The 17,950-nt window shown below is 51.1% G+C and carries 9 protein-coding genes; 6 read left to right on the forward strand and 3 right to left on the reverse strand.

Features of this window, described 5'->3' with window-relative positions; genetic code table 11:
- The coding region (locus HY774_26020; GenBank protein MBI4751958.1) for a hypothetical protein at nt 1-2,938 on the forward strand (2,938 nt) is incomplete at its 5' end.
- 278 nt (nt 2,939-3,216) lie between these two features.
- Here HY774_26020 and HY774_26025 read toward each other — a convergent pair.
- Together HY774_26025 and HY774_26030 are read right to left on the reverse strand one after the other, a co-directional pair.
- Nucleotides 3,217-5,997 (reverse strand): S46 family peptidase, encoded by a 2,781-nt coding sequence (locus HY774_26025; GenBank protein ID MBI4751959.1) that lies wholly within the window; start codon nt 5,995-5,997, stop codon nt 3,217-3,219.
- Nucleotides 5,998-6,319: 322 nt separating this feature from the next.
- Complete coding sequence (locus HY774_26030; protein MBI4751960.1) at nt 6,320-7,336, reverse strand: hypothetical protein; 1,017 nt, start codon at nt 7,334-7,336, stop codon at nt 6,320-6,322.
- Between the two features lie 559 nt (nt 7,337-7,895).
- Here HY774_26030 and HY774_26035 point away from each other — a divergent pair.
- Together HY774_26035 and HY774_26040 are read left to right on the forward strand one after the other, a co-directional pair.
- Nucleotides 7,896-11,264, forward strand: a complete 3,369-nt coding sequence (locus tag HY774_26035; protein ID MBI4751961.1) for a tetratricopeptide repeat protein — start codon at nt 7,896-7,898, stop codon at nt 11,262-11,264.
- A gap of 216 nt (nt 11,265-11,480) precedes the next feature.
- Complete coding sequence (locus tag HY774_26040; protein ID MBI4751962.1) at nt 11,481-14,429, forward strand: penicillin acylase family protein; 2,949 nt, start codon at nt 11,481-11,483, stop codon at nt 14,427-14,429.
- Nucleotides 14,430-14,788: 359 nt separating this feature from the next.
- Here HY774_26040 and HY774_26045 read toward each other — a convergent pair whose 3' ends face one another.
- Nucleotides 14,789-15,499, reverse strand: a complete 711-nt coding sequence (locus tag HY774_26045; protein MBI4751963.1) for a 4'-phosphopantetheinyl transferase superfamily protein — start codon at nt 15,497-15,499, stop codon at nt 14,789-14,791.
- 543 nt (nt 15,500-16,042) lie between these two features.
- Between HY774_26045 and HY774_26050 the strand changes: the two genes are divergently transcribed.
- From HY774_26050 to HY774_26060, 3 genes are all read left to right on the forward strand, one after another.
- Complete coding sequence (locus HY774_26050) at nt 16,043-16,630, forward strand: GTPase domain-containing protein (protein ID MBI4751964.1); 588 nt, start codon at nt 16,043-16,045, stop codon at nt 16,628-16,630.
- Between the two features lie 41 nt (nt 16,631-16,671).
- The gene (locus tag HY774_26055) at nt 16,672-17,385 is read left to right on the forward strand and encodes a hypothetical protein (GenBank protein MBI4751965.1); all 714 of its coding nucleotides are present in this window, start codon (nt 16,672-16,674) and stop codon (nt 17,383-17,385) included.
- Between the two features lie 141 nt (nt 17,386-17,526).
- The gene (locus tag HY774_26060) at nt 17,527-17,739 is read left to right on the forward strand and encodes a hypothetical protein (protein MBI4751966.1); all 213 of its coding nucleotides are present in this window, start codon (nt 17,527-17,529) and stop codon (nt 17,737-17,739) included.
- Nucleotides 17,740-17,950 lie beyond the last annotated feature (211 nt).

Below are 17,950 nucleotides of genomic sequence, written 5' to 3' on the forward strand. Positions count from 1 at the left end.
TTTCGGCCCTCCTCACCCCTACTTTCCCGCTTGCTCTTTTTTCCCCTTCCTCCCTCTTTTCTCTTTTCTCTTCTCAGCGCGGAAACTCTTTTTCCTTTTTCCTTTCTTTTCTTCATTTACAGACTCACCGGGAATTGCTGCTGAATTTTGGAATTGTCCGACTCTTAATTCAGAAAGTTCCTTTTCACCAATTGATAAGCTACTGCTACTGAATGAGCTAACCTGGCGATTTGAAACATCAATGGTTCCATTGTCTTATGAGGAACTTGAGCAAGAAATTGAAGTTACTGTGCTAAACATAAACCCATTTCCGACTGACTTGGAACTGATTGGGTCTATTATCAAACCTGATAATGAGAATTATTCAAAAGAGGTGAGAGAGGAGATTCAGGAGGCTTGGGTCTCTTTGTTGTTCTCTCTTTGTAGAGATGCCCGTGAATCATTCAGTAAGGAAAAATTTGAACAACGAATGGGCCACCTGCAGAAAGTTATTTATCACCGACCTGAGTGGGATGCGCAATGGCATTATGAAAAATGCTTGTTTTATCTATTTCATTTAGATCAAGAGAACGTTCGCCAGGAACTCCGAGGATGGCCTGAAGTAGGAACACTTCCATTTTGGGAAGTGAAAAGAGCAGCTATTTGGGCGGAAATGGATGAACTCAAACAAGCGAAAGAAATTGCTGAAAAAGCACTTGAAAAAATTCAATCTCAGCTTCACTCTTATGAAGTTGACTACCAACTTGTTTCGCAAGAAGCCTGGACAATGGTTTTACTGAAATGTATTGCAGATGCTGAAAGACGCGTAAATGACGATAAGTTAAAAGGGTATCATGATCGTTGGGAAAAATTGATTCAGTACCGTTGTGACCCTTGGGGTGAAATAGAGTGGTTAGAAACCGCATTAAGCGTTTGTAAACCAAAACCAATACCAGGAATCGAACGGAAACATGATTTTGATGGACAGGAAAGCGCCATCACTCACCATTTATCACCTGGATTGAAATTAGACCAATTTAGACCAGCTTTTGCCATGCTGAGGATCCATGAAGTTGGGGCTCTTCCTCTTCATTGTGGCGGGGTTAGATCAGTTGGGACATTTCTTGCGGGTGAATGGATCGAAGTATTTTTCCTTGAATGGGCGATGATTTCAATAATCAGAGCTGGAAAGTCAGATAAACTCAAGGATTACGAGTGGCTGAACAAGGCGCAGATTGGCTTATTCCAGAAAGAGGTTTTAAACAACCTTGGAGAATTGCTTACTACTGCTGTTATTCAGTCTGTTAACTGGTTGATGCAAAACCCAATGAGACAAGTATGGATGTTGGGTGGTGTACTTCCTGCTCCTATATGGAGTTTCTCGGAACGGTTAATCCAAACTGGAATAGAAATTTTATCCCGTTTCTGTCTTTATTATTCAAATGAACAGCTTGAAAAACTGTTCAACCTGGCTATTCAACTTTATAAAGTTCCCATCTTTAGACAGGAACACCGACACCAGAACTGTATATCAACCCTCTTTGAAAGGCTCTTTGAAGCGTTGCCTAATCAAATAATTCTAAACCATTTACCAAAACTACTTGCGCTTCCATTATGTAATGAGCCGGGGTTTATAGTTTCTGAACCTCGAAGCTGGACTGATCCATTTTCTTATACTGATATTGATCCAGACGTATCGCCATTATCAGAAAGAATTGATTCCTCAAAAATGGCTGACCGCATAGAGGAATTGATTCAAGTGATGAATAAGAAGGAGATCGCGGCCCGAAAGGCAGCAGTACTAAGGCTAGCCCAGCTTTACCGCCTGGGATTATTGACAGAACCACAAATAGATAGATTTGGAAGAGCATTGTGGGAAAAAATTAATGAAGAAACAGAGCTTCCGGCTGAAACGGGGCTATTTGAATACTCCCTGTTAGGTCTTCCAGAACCAAATCCAGGAAATGCAAAAGAATTGTTTCGACGGTACGTTTCAAGGTTAACTGTCCCAAGGCAATATACAAGAACTGCACAAGCAGTTTTTTTTGTTGGAGTAAACAGAGGTCCATTTATTGGAAACTGGTTAAGAGGGACGGTTTCTCCCTTCAAAATGAAGCACAATCATAACCTTGTTGATTGGACTATTGATGAAGCCAAAGCGCTACTTCAAGAACTCTGTTCATGGTGGGAAGATGAAAAAGAAGGGCTTCAACAGGACTCTGGCTTTATTTCTTCCAGAACTGAAGTCCAAATTGGGTTGACCCATATTGATAAACTTCTTGCTTGGATTGTTTTACCGAGGTTCTCAGAAACTGATGATGAGTCAAAGCAAAAAGTACAGTATCTATTGGCAGATATGGAGAAAGAAGGAATTCCAACCTTGCGCTCTTTGGCTATGAGCTTATTCGTTTTCCCTGAAATGCTTGATGACATAGTTACAAAAAAAATCCGGAAAGGGCTTTATTCAGGCGACAGAGAAACTGTTTTTAGTGCTATAGAAGGTTTAATCCGATGGTTGGCGTATGCCAAAGATGGAAAAATCCCCAAGCCACCAGCAAATTTGTTGGATGAGTTATTCAATAAGGTGGCGACACGTCGGTTCCCAGCACTGTTTGAAGCAATCGAGCAGGTCAAATTGGTTTTGAAATGTTTGCCGGATCAAATACAGAATCACCATATTGATTCACTAGAGCTTGCTCTTGAATTTTTAATTGAGGAAACACAACTTCCAAAAAAAATAGATTATCTATCAAGCACGGGTGAAGGTCAGACAATTCCTTTTGATGAAAGACCAAGGTATAGGCTGATTTGCTCTAAACTGGCGCTTAGCTTCTTCAAGTTCCTGAAAAACAAAGGTCTGAGCATCCCGAGAATCGTTGAGGAATGGCGAGAAGCAAGTCAAAATTCGCAATTTGCTGATATAAGAAAAGTCTGGACTGACCAGGATACTGGTGACTGAAGTTAAAATAATTGACGTTTTTCCAGCGCCCTCCGGGCGCGATCATGGGTGGCCAATATTCCGGTGGGTGCGCCTCAAAGCAGGCTTCCACACCGGCTACTCTCCGGCGCCCTGCGGGCGAAAGCCAGAATGTCAAAAGGCACGGCGTCCACCACCGTGCCTTTCGTTTCAATAAGGGTTTAGGGTTTCGGGAAAAAAGGACAAAAAGGACAGAAAAGACAAAAGATCGAAAACCCTGAACCCTGAACCCTGAACCCTGAACCCTGAACCCTAACTCGCTACTTCCCAACCCTGAGCGATTTCACCATATCATCCAGCCGGGTCAAATCCGGGTCAAAGTCGGCGGGCTGGAGGCGGTTCAGGAAGCGAACCGTTCGTTTCACAATGTCGGTTTCGGGCAGGTCACGGGCATCAATTGGATAAAACAGGGCAATGTAATACTTCCCATCACTGCTCAGGCCCTGGAAAGTATAGAAAATCGAGTCGTTTGTGGTTGGTGTTACGTCCTGGGCGTAGCGTGAAATAAACCGCACGCCTTTGCCTCCGTCAAAGCTCAGGTATTTTACCTGGGCATGAAACACCTGGGCGGCTTCGGCAGGCGGAAACACGGTGATTTCTTCAACCGGGCTCACCGGCTGCCGGATCAACAACTGTTTGAGCGCAGTCATCTGTTTGTCAAATTCAGCGCGTTCTTTCCCTTTGAAGACAGCGCGATAGGCGTCAATCGGATAAATCACCAGTTGCCGTTCGTGGTACGTGACGTAACTTTCGAGCCGGTCATTATCAAACCGAAACCGAAGGTATTCGGGGTTGCCATTCATAAACGGCGGTTCGTCGGGGTTATTGCGTTCGGCTCTCTCGACGCTGCCGCGAATCCGATTGGCCAGATTCATCAAATCAACCGAAACCTGATCTGGGGATAGCGCCATTCCGGGTCCTGGTGTTGGCGCCGGAACGCTCCCGCCGCCACCGCCGCTGCCTGAAGACCCGCGTTCGAGTTCATCAGCTAACCCTTTGGCATCATAGACGTTGCGAATGGTTTCCATCATGCCGCCCGCGTGAACCGCCATCGCCCGGCCTTTGTCTTCGGTGTAGATATAGCGTGACACAAACCGATGGACGTTGCTGTCAAAGTTGACGCCGACCAGTTCACCCGCCTGATTGACCACCGGACTGCCGGAGTTGCCGCCAATCGTGTCCGCCGTGTAGACGAAATCAACCGGCGTGTCCATGTTGATTCGACTGCGGCTGGCTTTGATTCGGGTCGCAATGTTAAACGGCGGTTTGGCGTCAAAGCTGGCTTCCCGATCAAACAGGCCGCCAAAGGTCGTTTTGTAGGGCAACATCGTCGTGTTGAATTCATACCCTTTGACCACGCCATAGCTCAAACGCATATTGAAATTGGCATCCGGCGCCAGCGTCCGGCCATAGGCGGCAAACCGGGCGCGGGCGACCTTTTCACCGGCTGCATTGCGGACGCTGTCAATGTTCTGTTTATTCCACTGATCGAGTTCGCGGACAATCGGGTCTACGCGACGAGCCGCCTGAAGAAGCGGGTCGTTTGAGCGTTCGAGGGCCGATAAACCACCATCAAGGATGGACTTGCGGAAATTGACATCCGCCAGTCGCGTGCCCTGAATCATATCACTCGCCGCTTCGCGAGGCCGTTTATTGCCCAACACCGCCTGGACAAACGGGTCATTTTCGCCCAGTTCGTCACGTAGTTCCTGGAGCCGCGTCAGCAGCAACACTTCTTCCAGATCGGCATACACCGGTGCTGGGGAAAGCAGTTGAAACCGTAATGATTCCAGGTTGGATTCGCGGTAGGCTTCGAGTCGTTCGGCATTTGGTTTTTGGACTTCGGTCACATACTGCACAATTTGCAGGGCTTTCGCAGCCAGTGGCGCATTCGAAAAGCTCGAAAGCATCACACGTTTGCCCATCGTCGGATAGAGCTTTTTGTAGGCGTCCGCCATTTGATCCCAGGCATCGCCAAATTTGCGCTGAAGTTCGGGACTGGCGGCCACTTTTTGCCGGAGTTCCTTTTCCTCATCAACTTTCTGGCGCATCAGCTTGTCTGATTCGAGCCCTTCCTGCTGACCATTGAGCCGTTTGAGCGAGTTATTGATCGAATGCAGTGCATCATCGGCCCGGCGTGCATTTTCAGCACTTTTTTCAGAAAATTCCTCCAGTGCTTTCCGCCGTCGGCGCAGCCCCTTGAGCATGACCAGGTTTTCAATATCGCGCTGGTATTCAAGCTGCGAAACGGTGCGCAACCGGTCAGTTTTCCCAGGGTTGCCAATCACAAAGATCAATTCGTTTTCTTTGGCGCCACGGCTGTTCCATTTCAGGTAATGCTCGATTCGGGCCGGGCGGTCATTTTCATAAACCCGGAAAAAAGCAAAATCGAGGCCGAAGCGCGGAAAACTGAAATTGTCATAATCGCCGCCAAATTCCGCCGCCTGCGCTTCGGGAGCAAACACCAGCCGCACGTCGGTGTATTTCTTAAATTGATACAGCCAGTATTCACCGCCCTCATACATGGTCACGACGGTTGATTTGAGCCCGGTGCGTTCGGTGGACTCTTTTTCAATATCAGCCATTTCGGCTTTGCGCATCCGTTCAGCGGCCCGGTCGTCACCAGCATTGCGACCTGCCCGCTGCACCCGGTCGGTGACTTCTTCATAGGCATACATCACGTTGATTTCCAGGTCGGGGCAGCGGAGTTCTTCACCACGCGAGCGGGCGTAAAAGCCGTTTTTCATCAGGTCGCGTTGCGGCGTTGAAAGCTGGGCAATTGCCGAACTGGCAACGTGGTGATTGGTCAACACCAGCCCATCCGCCGAAACAAATGAACCAGAGCCACCATTGTTGAGTCGGCAGGCCGACAATCGGACGTGATCAAGCCAGGCGCGATTCATTTCAAAGCCAAATTTGTCTTTGACCTGTTTAATCGGCGGATTGTCGAAGGTCCACATGCCTTCATCGGCAAAAATTGGAAGACAGCTTGAGTAAGCAAAGAAGAAAGCGAACAGCAAAAGAAAAGATTTTCGAAGCATATTGAAAAGTGAGTAGCGAGTAGCGAGTAGCGAAGTAGTGAAAGGCAAGCAAGTGGTTAGTGGTCAGTGATGCGAGTTAAGAGTTAAAAAAATGAGCGGATTTGAGCCCAGGAACTGGGCGGCAGGCATGTAGCCCAGGGTGCAACCCTGGGACCAACGTCCCATTTCCCTCCCGCCCCGCCGGCAAATCGCCATAGGCGATTTGCCGGCGGGGCGGGAGAAGGAGGGGGAGGGCCGCGTACCCAGGGTTTCGAAGACTCCACCCTGGGCTACAAGCCGACACCCGCTTCGCAGGTTAAAACTGAAATCTTCAGCCCCGGTTCTAAAGGACATTCCCAAAATCCACCAGCAGCGAATGGGGAATGAGCGTCATCGGTTCAGTTTCATGCTCATGCACCAGACAGTAATGGGCCGCCAGCTTTTCCAGCAGTGGTGTGGCGGCGGCCTGTGCTTCTTCAGCCGTGGGTGGTGCGGGTGTATCTTCATCCTCGGATGCTGGCGGCGGCGGTTGGAGCGATTTCTGGTAATTTGAGAGCAACGCCCCGGCCTCTTCGAGTGGAAACGGCAAACGGTTGAGCACTTCACGCAGCAAATAGAGCAGGGTTTGTTCGCCGGGAGAAAGCGGCAGCGCATCAAAATTGATTCGAAGATAGGATTGCAATCCATACGCCAGTTGTGACAGCAGATTGATGGTCACCGGCTGGCCCTCGGTTCGCTGGACAATCAGGCTGGCTTCGGTCGGAGTCAGGCGATAGCGGGCAATCGTGTCGAAATAACCGGCCACATCATCGCTGTCAAAGCGCAAATCAGACGGATTGAGTTCCATCACTTTAGATCGAATCCGGGCAGCCCGTTTGAACGGCGGGGCTTTTTGCGAGGCGACGACGATCTGGTTGAGCGGGGGTAATTCACTGACAATTTGCTCGATCAGCGCATTGACGCTGTCTGAACCAATCACCGTTTCATAGTTGTCCAAAATCAGGGTATCAATCGAAAGTTCTTTTAAGGCACTGACAATGAGTCGAGCTGCCTGACTGGTGCTTGAAACGGTTGTCTGGCCGGCGCCCATCTGGACATTATAGAGTGAGCTGCAAAGGCTCTGAACACAATGGTTTAAATCGCGATCTCTGGCGTCAAGCGTCAGCCAGCGGACGTTGGCGCCGACACGATGGGCCATTGAGGCCAGTAACGTGGTTTTTCCGTACCCTCGCGGAGCTTCAATCAATACCAGCGGCACATCAAAATGGCTGCTCAACAGGTTGCTCAGATATGCCCGATGAAATGCGCGTGGGTGGGGGCGCGCCGGAGCGCATTTAGCACGGTTAAAAGATTCAGACACAACCGCTCCCTTATTGAAATTGAATGAGAATTTGAGTGAATTGGACTGAGAAAAGCGTGGGCGGAAAATGAATTGCCCCGTATTATGCACACTTCGTTGCTGGACTTCAAAGTCGCAGAGCTGAATAAATCTGTGACAGGCTGACCTTTTTGTTTAGACCTCAAGCTTCAGCTTGTAAAAACAATCCTTTGAAAGGCAAGCTAAAACCTCCATTGCGGAAAGGTCGGTTTTCGCCCGGATGGGCGCCGGAGAGTAGCCGGAGGGCAGCCGGCTTTGCGGCGCACCCTCCGGTCATCGGTCAGCCTCCGATTCGCGCCCGGATGGGCGCTGGAAAAAGAGGGCACCGTTTGAAAAGAGAAAAGAAGTGGTGCCACTTTGGTCCAGCGCCCATCCGGGCGCGAACTTTTGGGCACGCCGGTGTCCGGTGGTAGCGCTCAAAGCAGCGCGACCACCGGCTACTGTCCATCGCCCGTCCGGGCGGGAGCTGTCAAGCCCAGCTAACTTTTCCGCAACGGAGAAGCTACAGCTTGAACTCTGTACTTGTGAAGGAATCACCGCCATGTTTCGAAACTTTTTCAATTGCGCTTGCGCATCAATCCTGTTTTTGGCTTTTGGAATGCCGATTGGGGCGGCTCTGACACGTTTGCCAGTCGTTGCCGCGAGCCAAAACACCGTCGCCGATCTCTCGAAACCAATCGAGCGTGACCTCAAAGGCGGTGAAACCCACACCTATCAGATCGCAACTGCTGCTGGTGAATATCTGCATCTGGTCGTCGAGCAAAAAGGAATAGACGTCGTGGTGGCGATTTTTTCAGCCAGTGGTGAAAAAATCACTGAGGTGGACAGCCCAAATGGTACGCAGGGACCGGAACCGGTTGAGTTTGTAACCGCAATTGCCAGCTCAATCCGGCTTGAAGTGCGTTCACTTGAGGCCGGTGCCTCTGCCGGGCGCTATGAACTCAAACTGATCGAACGCCGGACGGCCAATCCAAAAGATAAAGACCGGATTGCTGCCCGCGCCGCACTCAACGAAGGCGAAATGCTGCGTGCCCAGGTCACGCGTCAGACCATTCAACAAGCGATTGGAAAATACCAGGCGGCGCTCAAGCTGTTTCAATCGGTTGGGGATGTTCAAGGGCAGGCGACCTGTTTGAATGCGATTGGATTTAGTTTCTACTCGATAGGAGAACCACAAAAAGCGATTGGTTTTTATGAACAGACCCTACCTCTCGTGGCAACGCTCAAGGATCGAAGTGGTGAAGGCTATACACTGTATAATCTGGGGTTAGCCTATTCATCAATGGGAGAGAAGCTAACCGCCATCCGTTACTATCTGCAGGCGTTGCCGCATTTCGAAGCCACCCAGGATTTGTATGGAAAAGGCTCTGTCCTCAACGGTATTGGCGCCGCCTATGCCGTCACCGGCGATTTGCAAAAGGCGGTTGAGTACTATCAGAAAGCCTTGCCCTTACGCGAAAAAGTCGGGGATCAAAACGGATTGGCGGTGACGGTGAGCAATCTGGGGCAGGTGTATGATTCGCTGGGGAGAAAGCAGCAGGCCCTGGAACAGTATGCCCGGGCGCTTGAAATCCTTGAGAAAACCGGAAATCGCCCCAAACAGACCATTGCCTTGATCAATATTGGATCGGTGTATTTTTCGCTCGGTGAATCAAAATCAGCACTGCAGTTTTATGAGAAAGCACTGGCCCTCGCGGAAATCACCGGAGATCGTGAAACCCAGGCCAGTATCTTGAACAATATCGGCACTGTCTGGTTTCAGCTCGGAGACCCCTCCGCTGCCTTTCCATTTTTCACCCGTTCGTTGCCTCTGTGGGAAGCCATTGGCAACCAGTTCGGAAAGGCCACGACGCTCAATAATATTGGACTCATTCAGGCAGAGTTAGGCGATTTGGCCAAAGCGAAAGAATGCTATGATCAGGCGTTGCAGATTCGCAAAAAGCTCACTGATCGAATGGGTCAGGCGCAAACCCTGAACAACCTTGGCCTGCTGGCGGCGCAAGCCAAAGACCATCCGCGGGCGATTGAGTTATTGACCCAAAGCCTGGAACTGGACACCCAGGTTGGCAACCGGTGGGGGCAATCGCAAACGCTCTTTAATCTGACCAAATCGCTGGTTGCCGTCGGGAAACTCACTGAAGCCAGAGCCAAAATCGAAGAATCCCTCAAACTGATTGAATTTATTCGCTCCAATGCCGGGGCCCAGGCGTCACGGTCGTCATTTTCAGCCACGGTTCACGACCACTTCGAACTCTATATTGACGTGCTGATGTTACAGCATCAGGCCAATCCGAAAGCTGGACATGAGCTTGAAGCCCTGAACGTCAGCGAGCAGGCCCGGGCGCGAACGTTGATCGAAACCTTGCTTGAGGCTGGGGCCGATATTCGCCAGGGGATTGACCCAAAATTGCTGGAACGCGAGCAAACGCTGGAGCACCGGCTGAGTGAAAAGCTCCAGCGGTTGACGCTGTTGCTCAACAGTCCGCATTCACAAGACCAGGAAGAAGCCGCCAAAACCGAAATTGACCTCCTGACCAAAGACCTGTCTTTGGTGCAGGCTGAAATTCGTGAAAAAAGCCCGGCCTACGCAGCGCTGACACAACCACAAGCGCTGACAGTTGAGGACATCCAGCAAAAAGTGCTCGACCCAAAAACCGTGCTGCTTGAATATTTTCTGGGTGAGACCCATAGCTACGTGTGGGCTGTGACGCCGACGACTGCGAAGGTCTTTGTGTTGCCACCACGCCAGGAAATCGAGCTGGCCGCCCGTCAGGTTCGTGAGTTGCTCATCAGCCGCAATGTCCGGGAACGACATATTGGATTAAAAAACCGCGCGGCATTCATTGCCGATGCCGATGCGGTGTTACCTCAAGCGGCGGCAAAATTAAGTGCCCTGATCCTGGGGCCAGTTGCCGGGGAGCTTGGCAAAAAACGGTTGCTCATCGTGGCGGATGGCGCGCTGCAATACATTCCATTTGCCATGCTCCCAAAAGCTGGAAGTGGTGCTGGAAAAGGCAAGTCGGCCAAAGCAAATCCGACCACGGTTTTTCTGATTGAAGATCATGAAATCGTCACGCTGCCATCCGCGACCACGCTGGCAGTGCTGCGCACCCAAACCGCCGGGCGCAAACTCGCAGCGAAAACGCTGGCAATCCTGGCGGACCCGGTCTTTGGTGGTACTGATGACGAGCGAATGGAGCCAGTTCGCGGCAAGCTGGAGGCCCGAAAAGCTGATTCATTGAATGGTTTAAAACAGGAACAAATTGCCCTGCGTCTGCTCGAACGAACCGAAGACACAAGCCCTGTGGAAACCCGAAGCTGGTTGCGCATTCCACGACTGCCGTTCACGCGAGCTGAAGCCGACCAGCTTGCCGCCCTGGTTCCAAAAGCTGCCAATGTGATGAAAGCGACGGATTTTGCCGCCAGTGTCGAGACCGTAAATAACGGCGAATTGACCAATTTTCAGTATGTGCATTTTGCGACGCATGGTTTGCTCGATACGGAACGTCCCGAACTTTCGTCGCTCGTGCTCTCGCTGGTCAATGAACAGGGGCAGCTTGAAGATGGGTTTTTGCGGTCAATTGATCTGTATAACCTGAGCCTGGACGCCGAACTGGTGACGCTTTCCGCCTGTGAAACCGGCCTTGGGAAAGATATTCGCGGAGAAGGTCTGGTTGGAATGACTCAGGGGTTTTTCTACGCTGGGGCCAAACGGGTTACCGTCAGTCTGTGGAGCGTGAGTGACAAAGCCACGGCGGACCTGATGACCCGGTTTTACACCAAAATGCTGCGCGCCAAACTGACACCGGCGGCGGCGCTCCGGGCGGCTCAACTTGAACTCCTGCGCGGCAAACAATGGTCGGCGCCGTACTTTTGGGCGCCGTTTGTGATTCAAGGCGAGATGAATTAAAAGGTTCAGAGTATCGTCTTTAGACGAGAGAGTTTTTTCCGTACCACTTATCACCTCTCACGCCTGAAGGCGTTACTCTGAACCGAAATCTTTTCTGAAATGCCATAGTTTGCGCTACTCTTTCCTGACGCATTTCATTTGTTCAGTCCGCTTCTTTCTCCGCAAGTTACCCGTATTTTTAGCCTTCACCCACCATACCCATCAGGGAGGATCTCCATGCGCAAGCTGACCTGGCTTTTTGCCATTATAGTGCTGGTTCAGACGGTGGTTCCGGCGGTTGGTCCTGGCGTTCGGCCGATGTCGGTCGCCACGCCTATCGGAACACGTTCGATGACATTGCTCCAAAGTTCAAAGCTTCCCGGTTTAATTGCCCCAGTAAGACTGGTGCGCGACCAGGAACACATTCCCCACATTTATGCCCAGAATGACCACGATTCCTATCTGGTGATGGGCTACATTCAGGCGCAAGATCGCTTTTTCCAAATGGATTTCAACCGCCGCCAGGCCAGCGGAACGCTTGCCGAAATGGTTGGAAGTGCCGGACTTGAAAGCGATACCCAGCTTCGGCTATTTGGGTTGCGGCGCGGGGCGGAAGAGTCGTTGCCGGGGTATTCGGCATCAATCCGGGCGGGGCTTCAGGCTTACGCTGACGGAGTTAATGCCTTTCTTGATGATCCAACCCTGCCGCTGTCGCCCGAATATCAGGCCCTGGAACTCAGCCGCGCCCAGATTCCACGCTGGACACCGCTTGATAGCCTGACGATTGGCAAGGCGACGGCGTTTAGTTTGTCTTTTGACGTGACTTTGGAATTGAGTTTGTCGTTGGCGCTTGGGATTTTCCAGCAAGCCGGTCAGCGAGGCGGTTTTGACGGGACGAAGCTGTTTTTTGAGGACGTCTTCCGTAGCGCGCCGTTTGAAGCGTCGCCGTCAATCCCGGATTTTCTTGAAAAAGCTGGCCTTCGGTCACTAACCCCTGACTCCCGATCTCTTCAAGCTTTGATTGCCTCAGTAAAAGCCGCTTCGGCTGAAATGAAACCCGAAAGCCTTCAACTGGCGGCACAGTGGCTTGATAAAGTCAAATCCGATCCATATTTACAGCGGATTTTCGACCGTTCGGCGTTTCCAAAAGGCAGCAACTGGTGGATTGTCAACGGAGACCACACAACAACCGGCAACCCGATGCTGGCCAGCGACCCGCATCTTTCATTGAGCACGCCTTCGGTCTGGTATGAAATCCATCTCAATGTTGCCAATGACCCCGAACGCGGGCCGATGAACGTCAACGGCGTTTCATTTCCAGGCATTCCCGGCGTGGTGCTGGGCGCCAATGACCGGATTTGCTGGGGTGCCACCGTCAACATTCTCGATACCGGAGACGCTTTTCAGGAAGAACTGGTGCTGGACCGCAAAACCTCGGTGCCGAAATTTTCCAAATTCAACGGGAAGAAAGAACCCGTCATCGTGTTGCCGCAAACCTATCGCGTCAATCGGATTGGCGATGGCACGGCTGACACGCTGGAAATGGCGACCGTCCCGCCACAGGCCGCCGTGATCGTGTTGCTTCCACGTCGGAACAATGGCCCGATTATCAACCTGGTCCCCGATTCCAAAAAGAAAACCAAAGGCGTCGGCATCAGCATTCAGTATTCGGGATTTCGCGCCACCCGCGAACTCGACGCGTTTCTGTCGTGGAACCGCGCCGGTTCAGTCGAAGAATTTAAGGAAGGACTGCAGTTCTTTGACTTCGGCGCGCAGAACTTTGCCTGTGCCGATAGAGACGGAAACATTGGGTACTTCACCAGCGCGGAAATGCCGCTCCGCGAAGATTTGCAAAAGCTTGGTCGCGTAGACGGGATGCCGCCATTTTTAATGCGTGATGGAACCGGCGCGCGCAAAAACGAGTGGCTTCCGGTGACCAATCGCCAGCCGGGGCAGGCGCTGAATTATGAAATTCTACCCTTTGCCGAAATGCCCCAGGTCGTCAATCCGGCTGCCGGTTTTATCACCAACTGCAACCAGGATCCAGTCGGGACATCGTTTGATAACAACCCATTGAATCAGCTTCGAAAAGGCGGTGGGATTTATTATCTCAGCCCCGGATACGCCGACGGCAACCGTCAGGGCCGGATTCAACGCCTGTTGCAAGCCAAACTGGCGGGCGGGGGCAAAGTTTCGCTCCAGGATTTGCAGGCGATGCAGCACAACCATCAAATGCTGGATGCCGAAGTATTGACGCCATCCATTTTGACCGCTTTCCAAAATGCCTCAGCCGCGAGTGCTCCTGATGCCTTGAAAGCACTCGGGCAGGATGCTGGAATCCGTGAAGCCGTCGAACGGTTTCAGGGTTGGGATTTCAGTTCGCCGACGGGCATCCGTGAAGGCTATGACCCGGATGAAGACTGGCGCAATTTGCCCGAACCATCAGCCGCGGAAATCCAGCATAGCGTCGCGGCTGCCACTTATGCCGTATGGCGGAGCCAGATGGTTCAAAACGTGATTGATACCACGTTATCCCGAGTCGGTGCCGGGTTTGCACTGCCTCCGGGAGACCTGGCGATGGGGCCGCTCCGGAATTTGCTGGATAGCTACCCGACGGCAAAAGGGAAGGGCGCTTCGGGCGTGAATTTCTTTGAAGTGACTGGCGTTTCAGACCCGGATGCCGCACGGGACATCATCATTTTGCGGAGTTTGCGCCAGGGGCTGGACTTGCTGGCCAGCCCCTTGATGGCTCCGGCGTATGCACGTTCGACCAATCAAAATGACTACCGGTGGGGACGACTGCACCGGATAACCTTTGACCATCCGTTAGGCGGCCCGTTTGATGTGCCCAACGCCGGAGGTTTTTCAAATCTGAGTACTGGTTTGCCAGGACTGGCGAAATCTGGCGGCTATGAAGTGCTGGACGCTTCGACGCACTCGGTCCGAATGTCAAACACCGGCTCTGGCACTTTTGGCGGAGGCCCGTCACGGCGCTTCGTCGGCGAAGTCACGTCATCCGGCGTGACGGCGTTCCAAATCCTGCCGGGCGGCGAAAGCGGCAACGTTGCCAGTCCATTTTATGCCAATCAGGTTGGCCGCTGGCTGACGAACAAATATCATCCGCTGCTCCTGACTGACGCTGAGGTTGAAGCCGCAAAGGTCGAGGAAGTCACGTTTACCAATTGATGGGAATAGGGTTCAGGGTTCAGGGTTCAGGGTTCAGGGTTCAGGGTTCAGGGTTCAGGGTTCAGGGTTCAGGGTTCAGGGTTCAGGGTTCAGGGTTCAGGGTTTTCGAATTTGATTTTGTTATCGTTCTCGCCGCGTAGCGGTGGCTGAATTGAGGCAGGTCGTTTACGGCCTGTAACTGCGGTTCCGGATTCCGTGATTGAAAAAATTAAAAGGGTGCACAAAAAACCCTGAACCCTGAACCCAAAGCTCTGACAGGATGACTGGCTGACAAGGTGACAGAGTGATTTTTTCATCCCTCATCCTTCATCCCTCATCCCTTTCGAGAACCCTGAACCCTGAACCCTGAACCCTGAACCCTAAATCGCGCTACAAATTGTCATCAAAAACGCTCCCTGTCGTCGCCACCAGCCGGAGAACTGCTGATTCGTGGTACATTCCCGAACCGTAAACGGCTGCCATTCCGAAGGTGAAGATTCAGAATTGGACAAGGTGACTTCGACCGAACGGGTGTCGAGGTTGAGACCCTGTTGGAGACATTTGAGCGCGCTTTCCTTGGCACTCCAGATGAGGGTGGCGGTTTGCGAGCGATTTGGTTCTGATAATGAAATTATCGAGCTATTTTCAGCTTCGGTGAAGTAATCCGCGATGAATTCCGGACTGCGCGGTTCGATCAATTCCAGGTCGCACCCGATGGCCGTTCCTGGAAGTCCAATCAAACACATTGCCAGCCCGGCCCGATGACTGAGCGAAATCGCCACCGGTGCCGGTGCTCCGAGCCGAAACGCCGCCGGAGCGCCCGTCCCGGTTGGAAGAATTTCAAAGACGGCGAGTTCCTCGGCGGGTACGGTCTCAATCGCCGTCAATTCCTGCAACGCATCTCCTGGTTTTTCAACCGTTTGAAAGAACGCATGGAGCGCATGTTTGGCTGTCCATCGCCCGAGCAGCCATTCCTGACGGCGCTTGGGAAACTTCAACTGGTCAGCAATCGCCGTTTCACGTTCTGAAAGCCAGCGTGTATTGGCCGGAACGTGGTGCTCTGATCGCAACAGAAAGAAAAGAAAAGACATAAGCGAATTGAGAGTGAAGAATGAAGAATGAAGAATTGAGAATGAAGAATAAAAAGTTCAGAGTTCAAGCTTTAGCTTGCCATGATTTTCCGAAGTTGGTTTTATGTTTATGTCAGTGAGTCGTCAGTAGTCAGTAGTTCACTAAGGGGGGCGTTAAAAAATAAGTTCCTGAGAGCGCGGTCACCCTTTTACATCCAGGTTTTTGGTTTTGCACCGCGAAGCGTTGCAGTTCGGATAGCCGGTCGGTTGGCCGCCGCCCACGCCCCGCAGGGCGCGGGCGAAGCGGGGAGGGATCGGGGGGAACGAACCGTTTCCCGGTGGTAGCTCCCAAAACCTCGCAACCGACCGGCTATCCGAACGGCAGCCCTTCGGGATGCTCAATCCAAATACCCGTTCCCCAAACGAAAACGGGAAGTTGATTTTTAACGCTTCCTAAGTTCATTTGATGGAATTATTTGACTATTTCCAAATCAAGAACTCCCAGGGAAAATGGTACGATGCTGGAATTTTGACGATCAGAGATCTGAAAGCGGAGTAGGGAAAATGCCAGCTTACAACCAGTCATCCAACGAAGTCACCTTCAAAATTGTCTACTTTGGCCCTGGACTGGCAGGGAAAACCACAAATATTCAATACATCCATAGCTGCAACATACCTCAATCTGAAGGAAAAATAGTTAGAAAATATAAAGAAGACCTGGGGCATATTTTGTCTTGCGAGTTTTATCCTCAGATTTCTTTTCAGGGTTACAATGTCAAATTCCACCTGATGGCCAGAGTAGGGAATTTATTCTATTTAACTGGTTGGCCATATGTTCTACAAAACGTTGATGGAATTGTATTTGTAGCTGATAGCCAACTACTGCGAATGGATGCAAACCTGGAACTGCGAGAGCTTTTGGAAAAATTACTGACGCAAAATAATATAAATTTTCACCGCCTGCCATTTGTCTTACAATTGAACAAACGGGATTGTGATGAAATTGCCCCGGTTGCTGAAATGCTCCAATTATTAAACCAGAGGCAAGGCCCGTATTTTGAAGCAATTGCTTGTCAGGGAATTGGAGTCGTGGAAAGCCTTCAATCGGTTGTCCGGCAGATCATGGGCCAGGAACGAAGTGCAATTCAATGATTCAGTTTCAGTTATTTTGAGCCGCCTTGGGGGAAACGGAGATGGACATTTCAATGTTGATTCAGGAAGGCGAACGGTTATCCAGACCGGCGATTTTACTTTCAACGAAAGCTCAAACAGCCAGTCAAGTTGTGGGTATTTGGGGTGGGAAAGGGTACCGAGCCGTTCTCCAACTTGGGCATTATCGTGGTGGCTCCCACTGGATCACACTGGATACCGGGCTGTTCAATCAAGTAGGGCTTCACTATCGAAACCAGCCATATCGTGGAACATTGAGTGTTTTTGAAAATCAGAAATGGGCCAGGCCCTTTCACGTGTTTCACAATCCCGATCAGGTATTTCAAATTGATGATTTTAAAGGGCAACCGCTCTATGCCCGATTGATTCGGACCTTGCCTCCGTTTGAGGCTATTTGTTTGTACGGAAGCCCACAAGTTGAGGCATGGTTAACTTCGCTTGACCGAACGCGATTGGATTATTCGCTTGATGATGGTCCAGACGATACACCCACAGCTCAAACTTTCTTCGAACTGGCCAATGCTTATGACGAGCACTACGAACGGCGGGCGCCTTTCCATATCAATGAAGGTGAAGACATTGCTCTCATTGGTGGATGGCCAATGAGTTGGCCGGATGATAATTTTTATATGCCTGCGGAAGTGAAGTTTTTATGTATGACCATTCAATCCGCAGAGCCCTGGTTAGAGATCTGGAATCGTGGCTGGAACTTTTGGGTTACCGCACGAATAACTTGAATCACTTCAAATAGTTCTAGCCAATTGATGATTCCCGCCCGGACGGGCGATGGACAGTAGCCGGTGGTTTGCCGCTTTGGGCACACCACCGGACCTCGGCCCCGACATCTTCGCGCCCGGATGGGCGCTGGATAATCGAATTTGTTTAGTCATCTTCGTTTGAAAATCAGAAAACTTGCGGTTTTTATCCAGCACCCATCCGGGCGCGATTGGGGAGAAACCCCGTTCCGGCGGGTGCGCCTCAAAGCCGCCCTGCCCGCCGGCTACTTTCCGGTGTCCATCCGGGCAAATGCATGGTCATCTAAACCGTGGGCTACGCACCACGGCTATTACACAACGACCCTTCGGGCCTGAAATCCAAACACTGATTTCCCGTGGGCTGCGCACCACGGCTATTGAACGACGACCCTTCGGGCCTGAAATCTAAATAGAGCGTGTCGCAGAACGGATCTTTGGAAAGAAAAGAAAACAGGGATAAGAGACTTGAAAAAGAAAGACGGTATAGGGTTTCCTAAGGAAATATGAAAAACCGAGAGGAAACCCATGACCGAACCAAAGAAGTGTA

It is taken from the genome of Acidobacteriota bacterium, from assembly GCA_016208495.1.
GTDB lineage: Bacteria > Acidobacteriota > Blastocatellia > Chloracidobacteriales > Chloracidobacteriaceae > JACQXX01.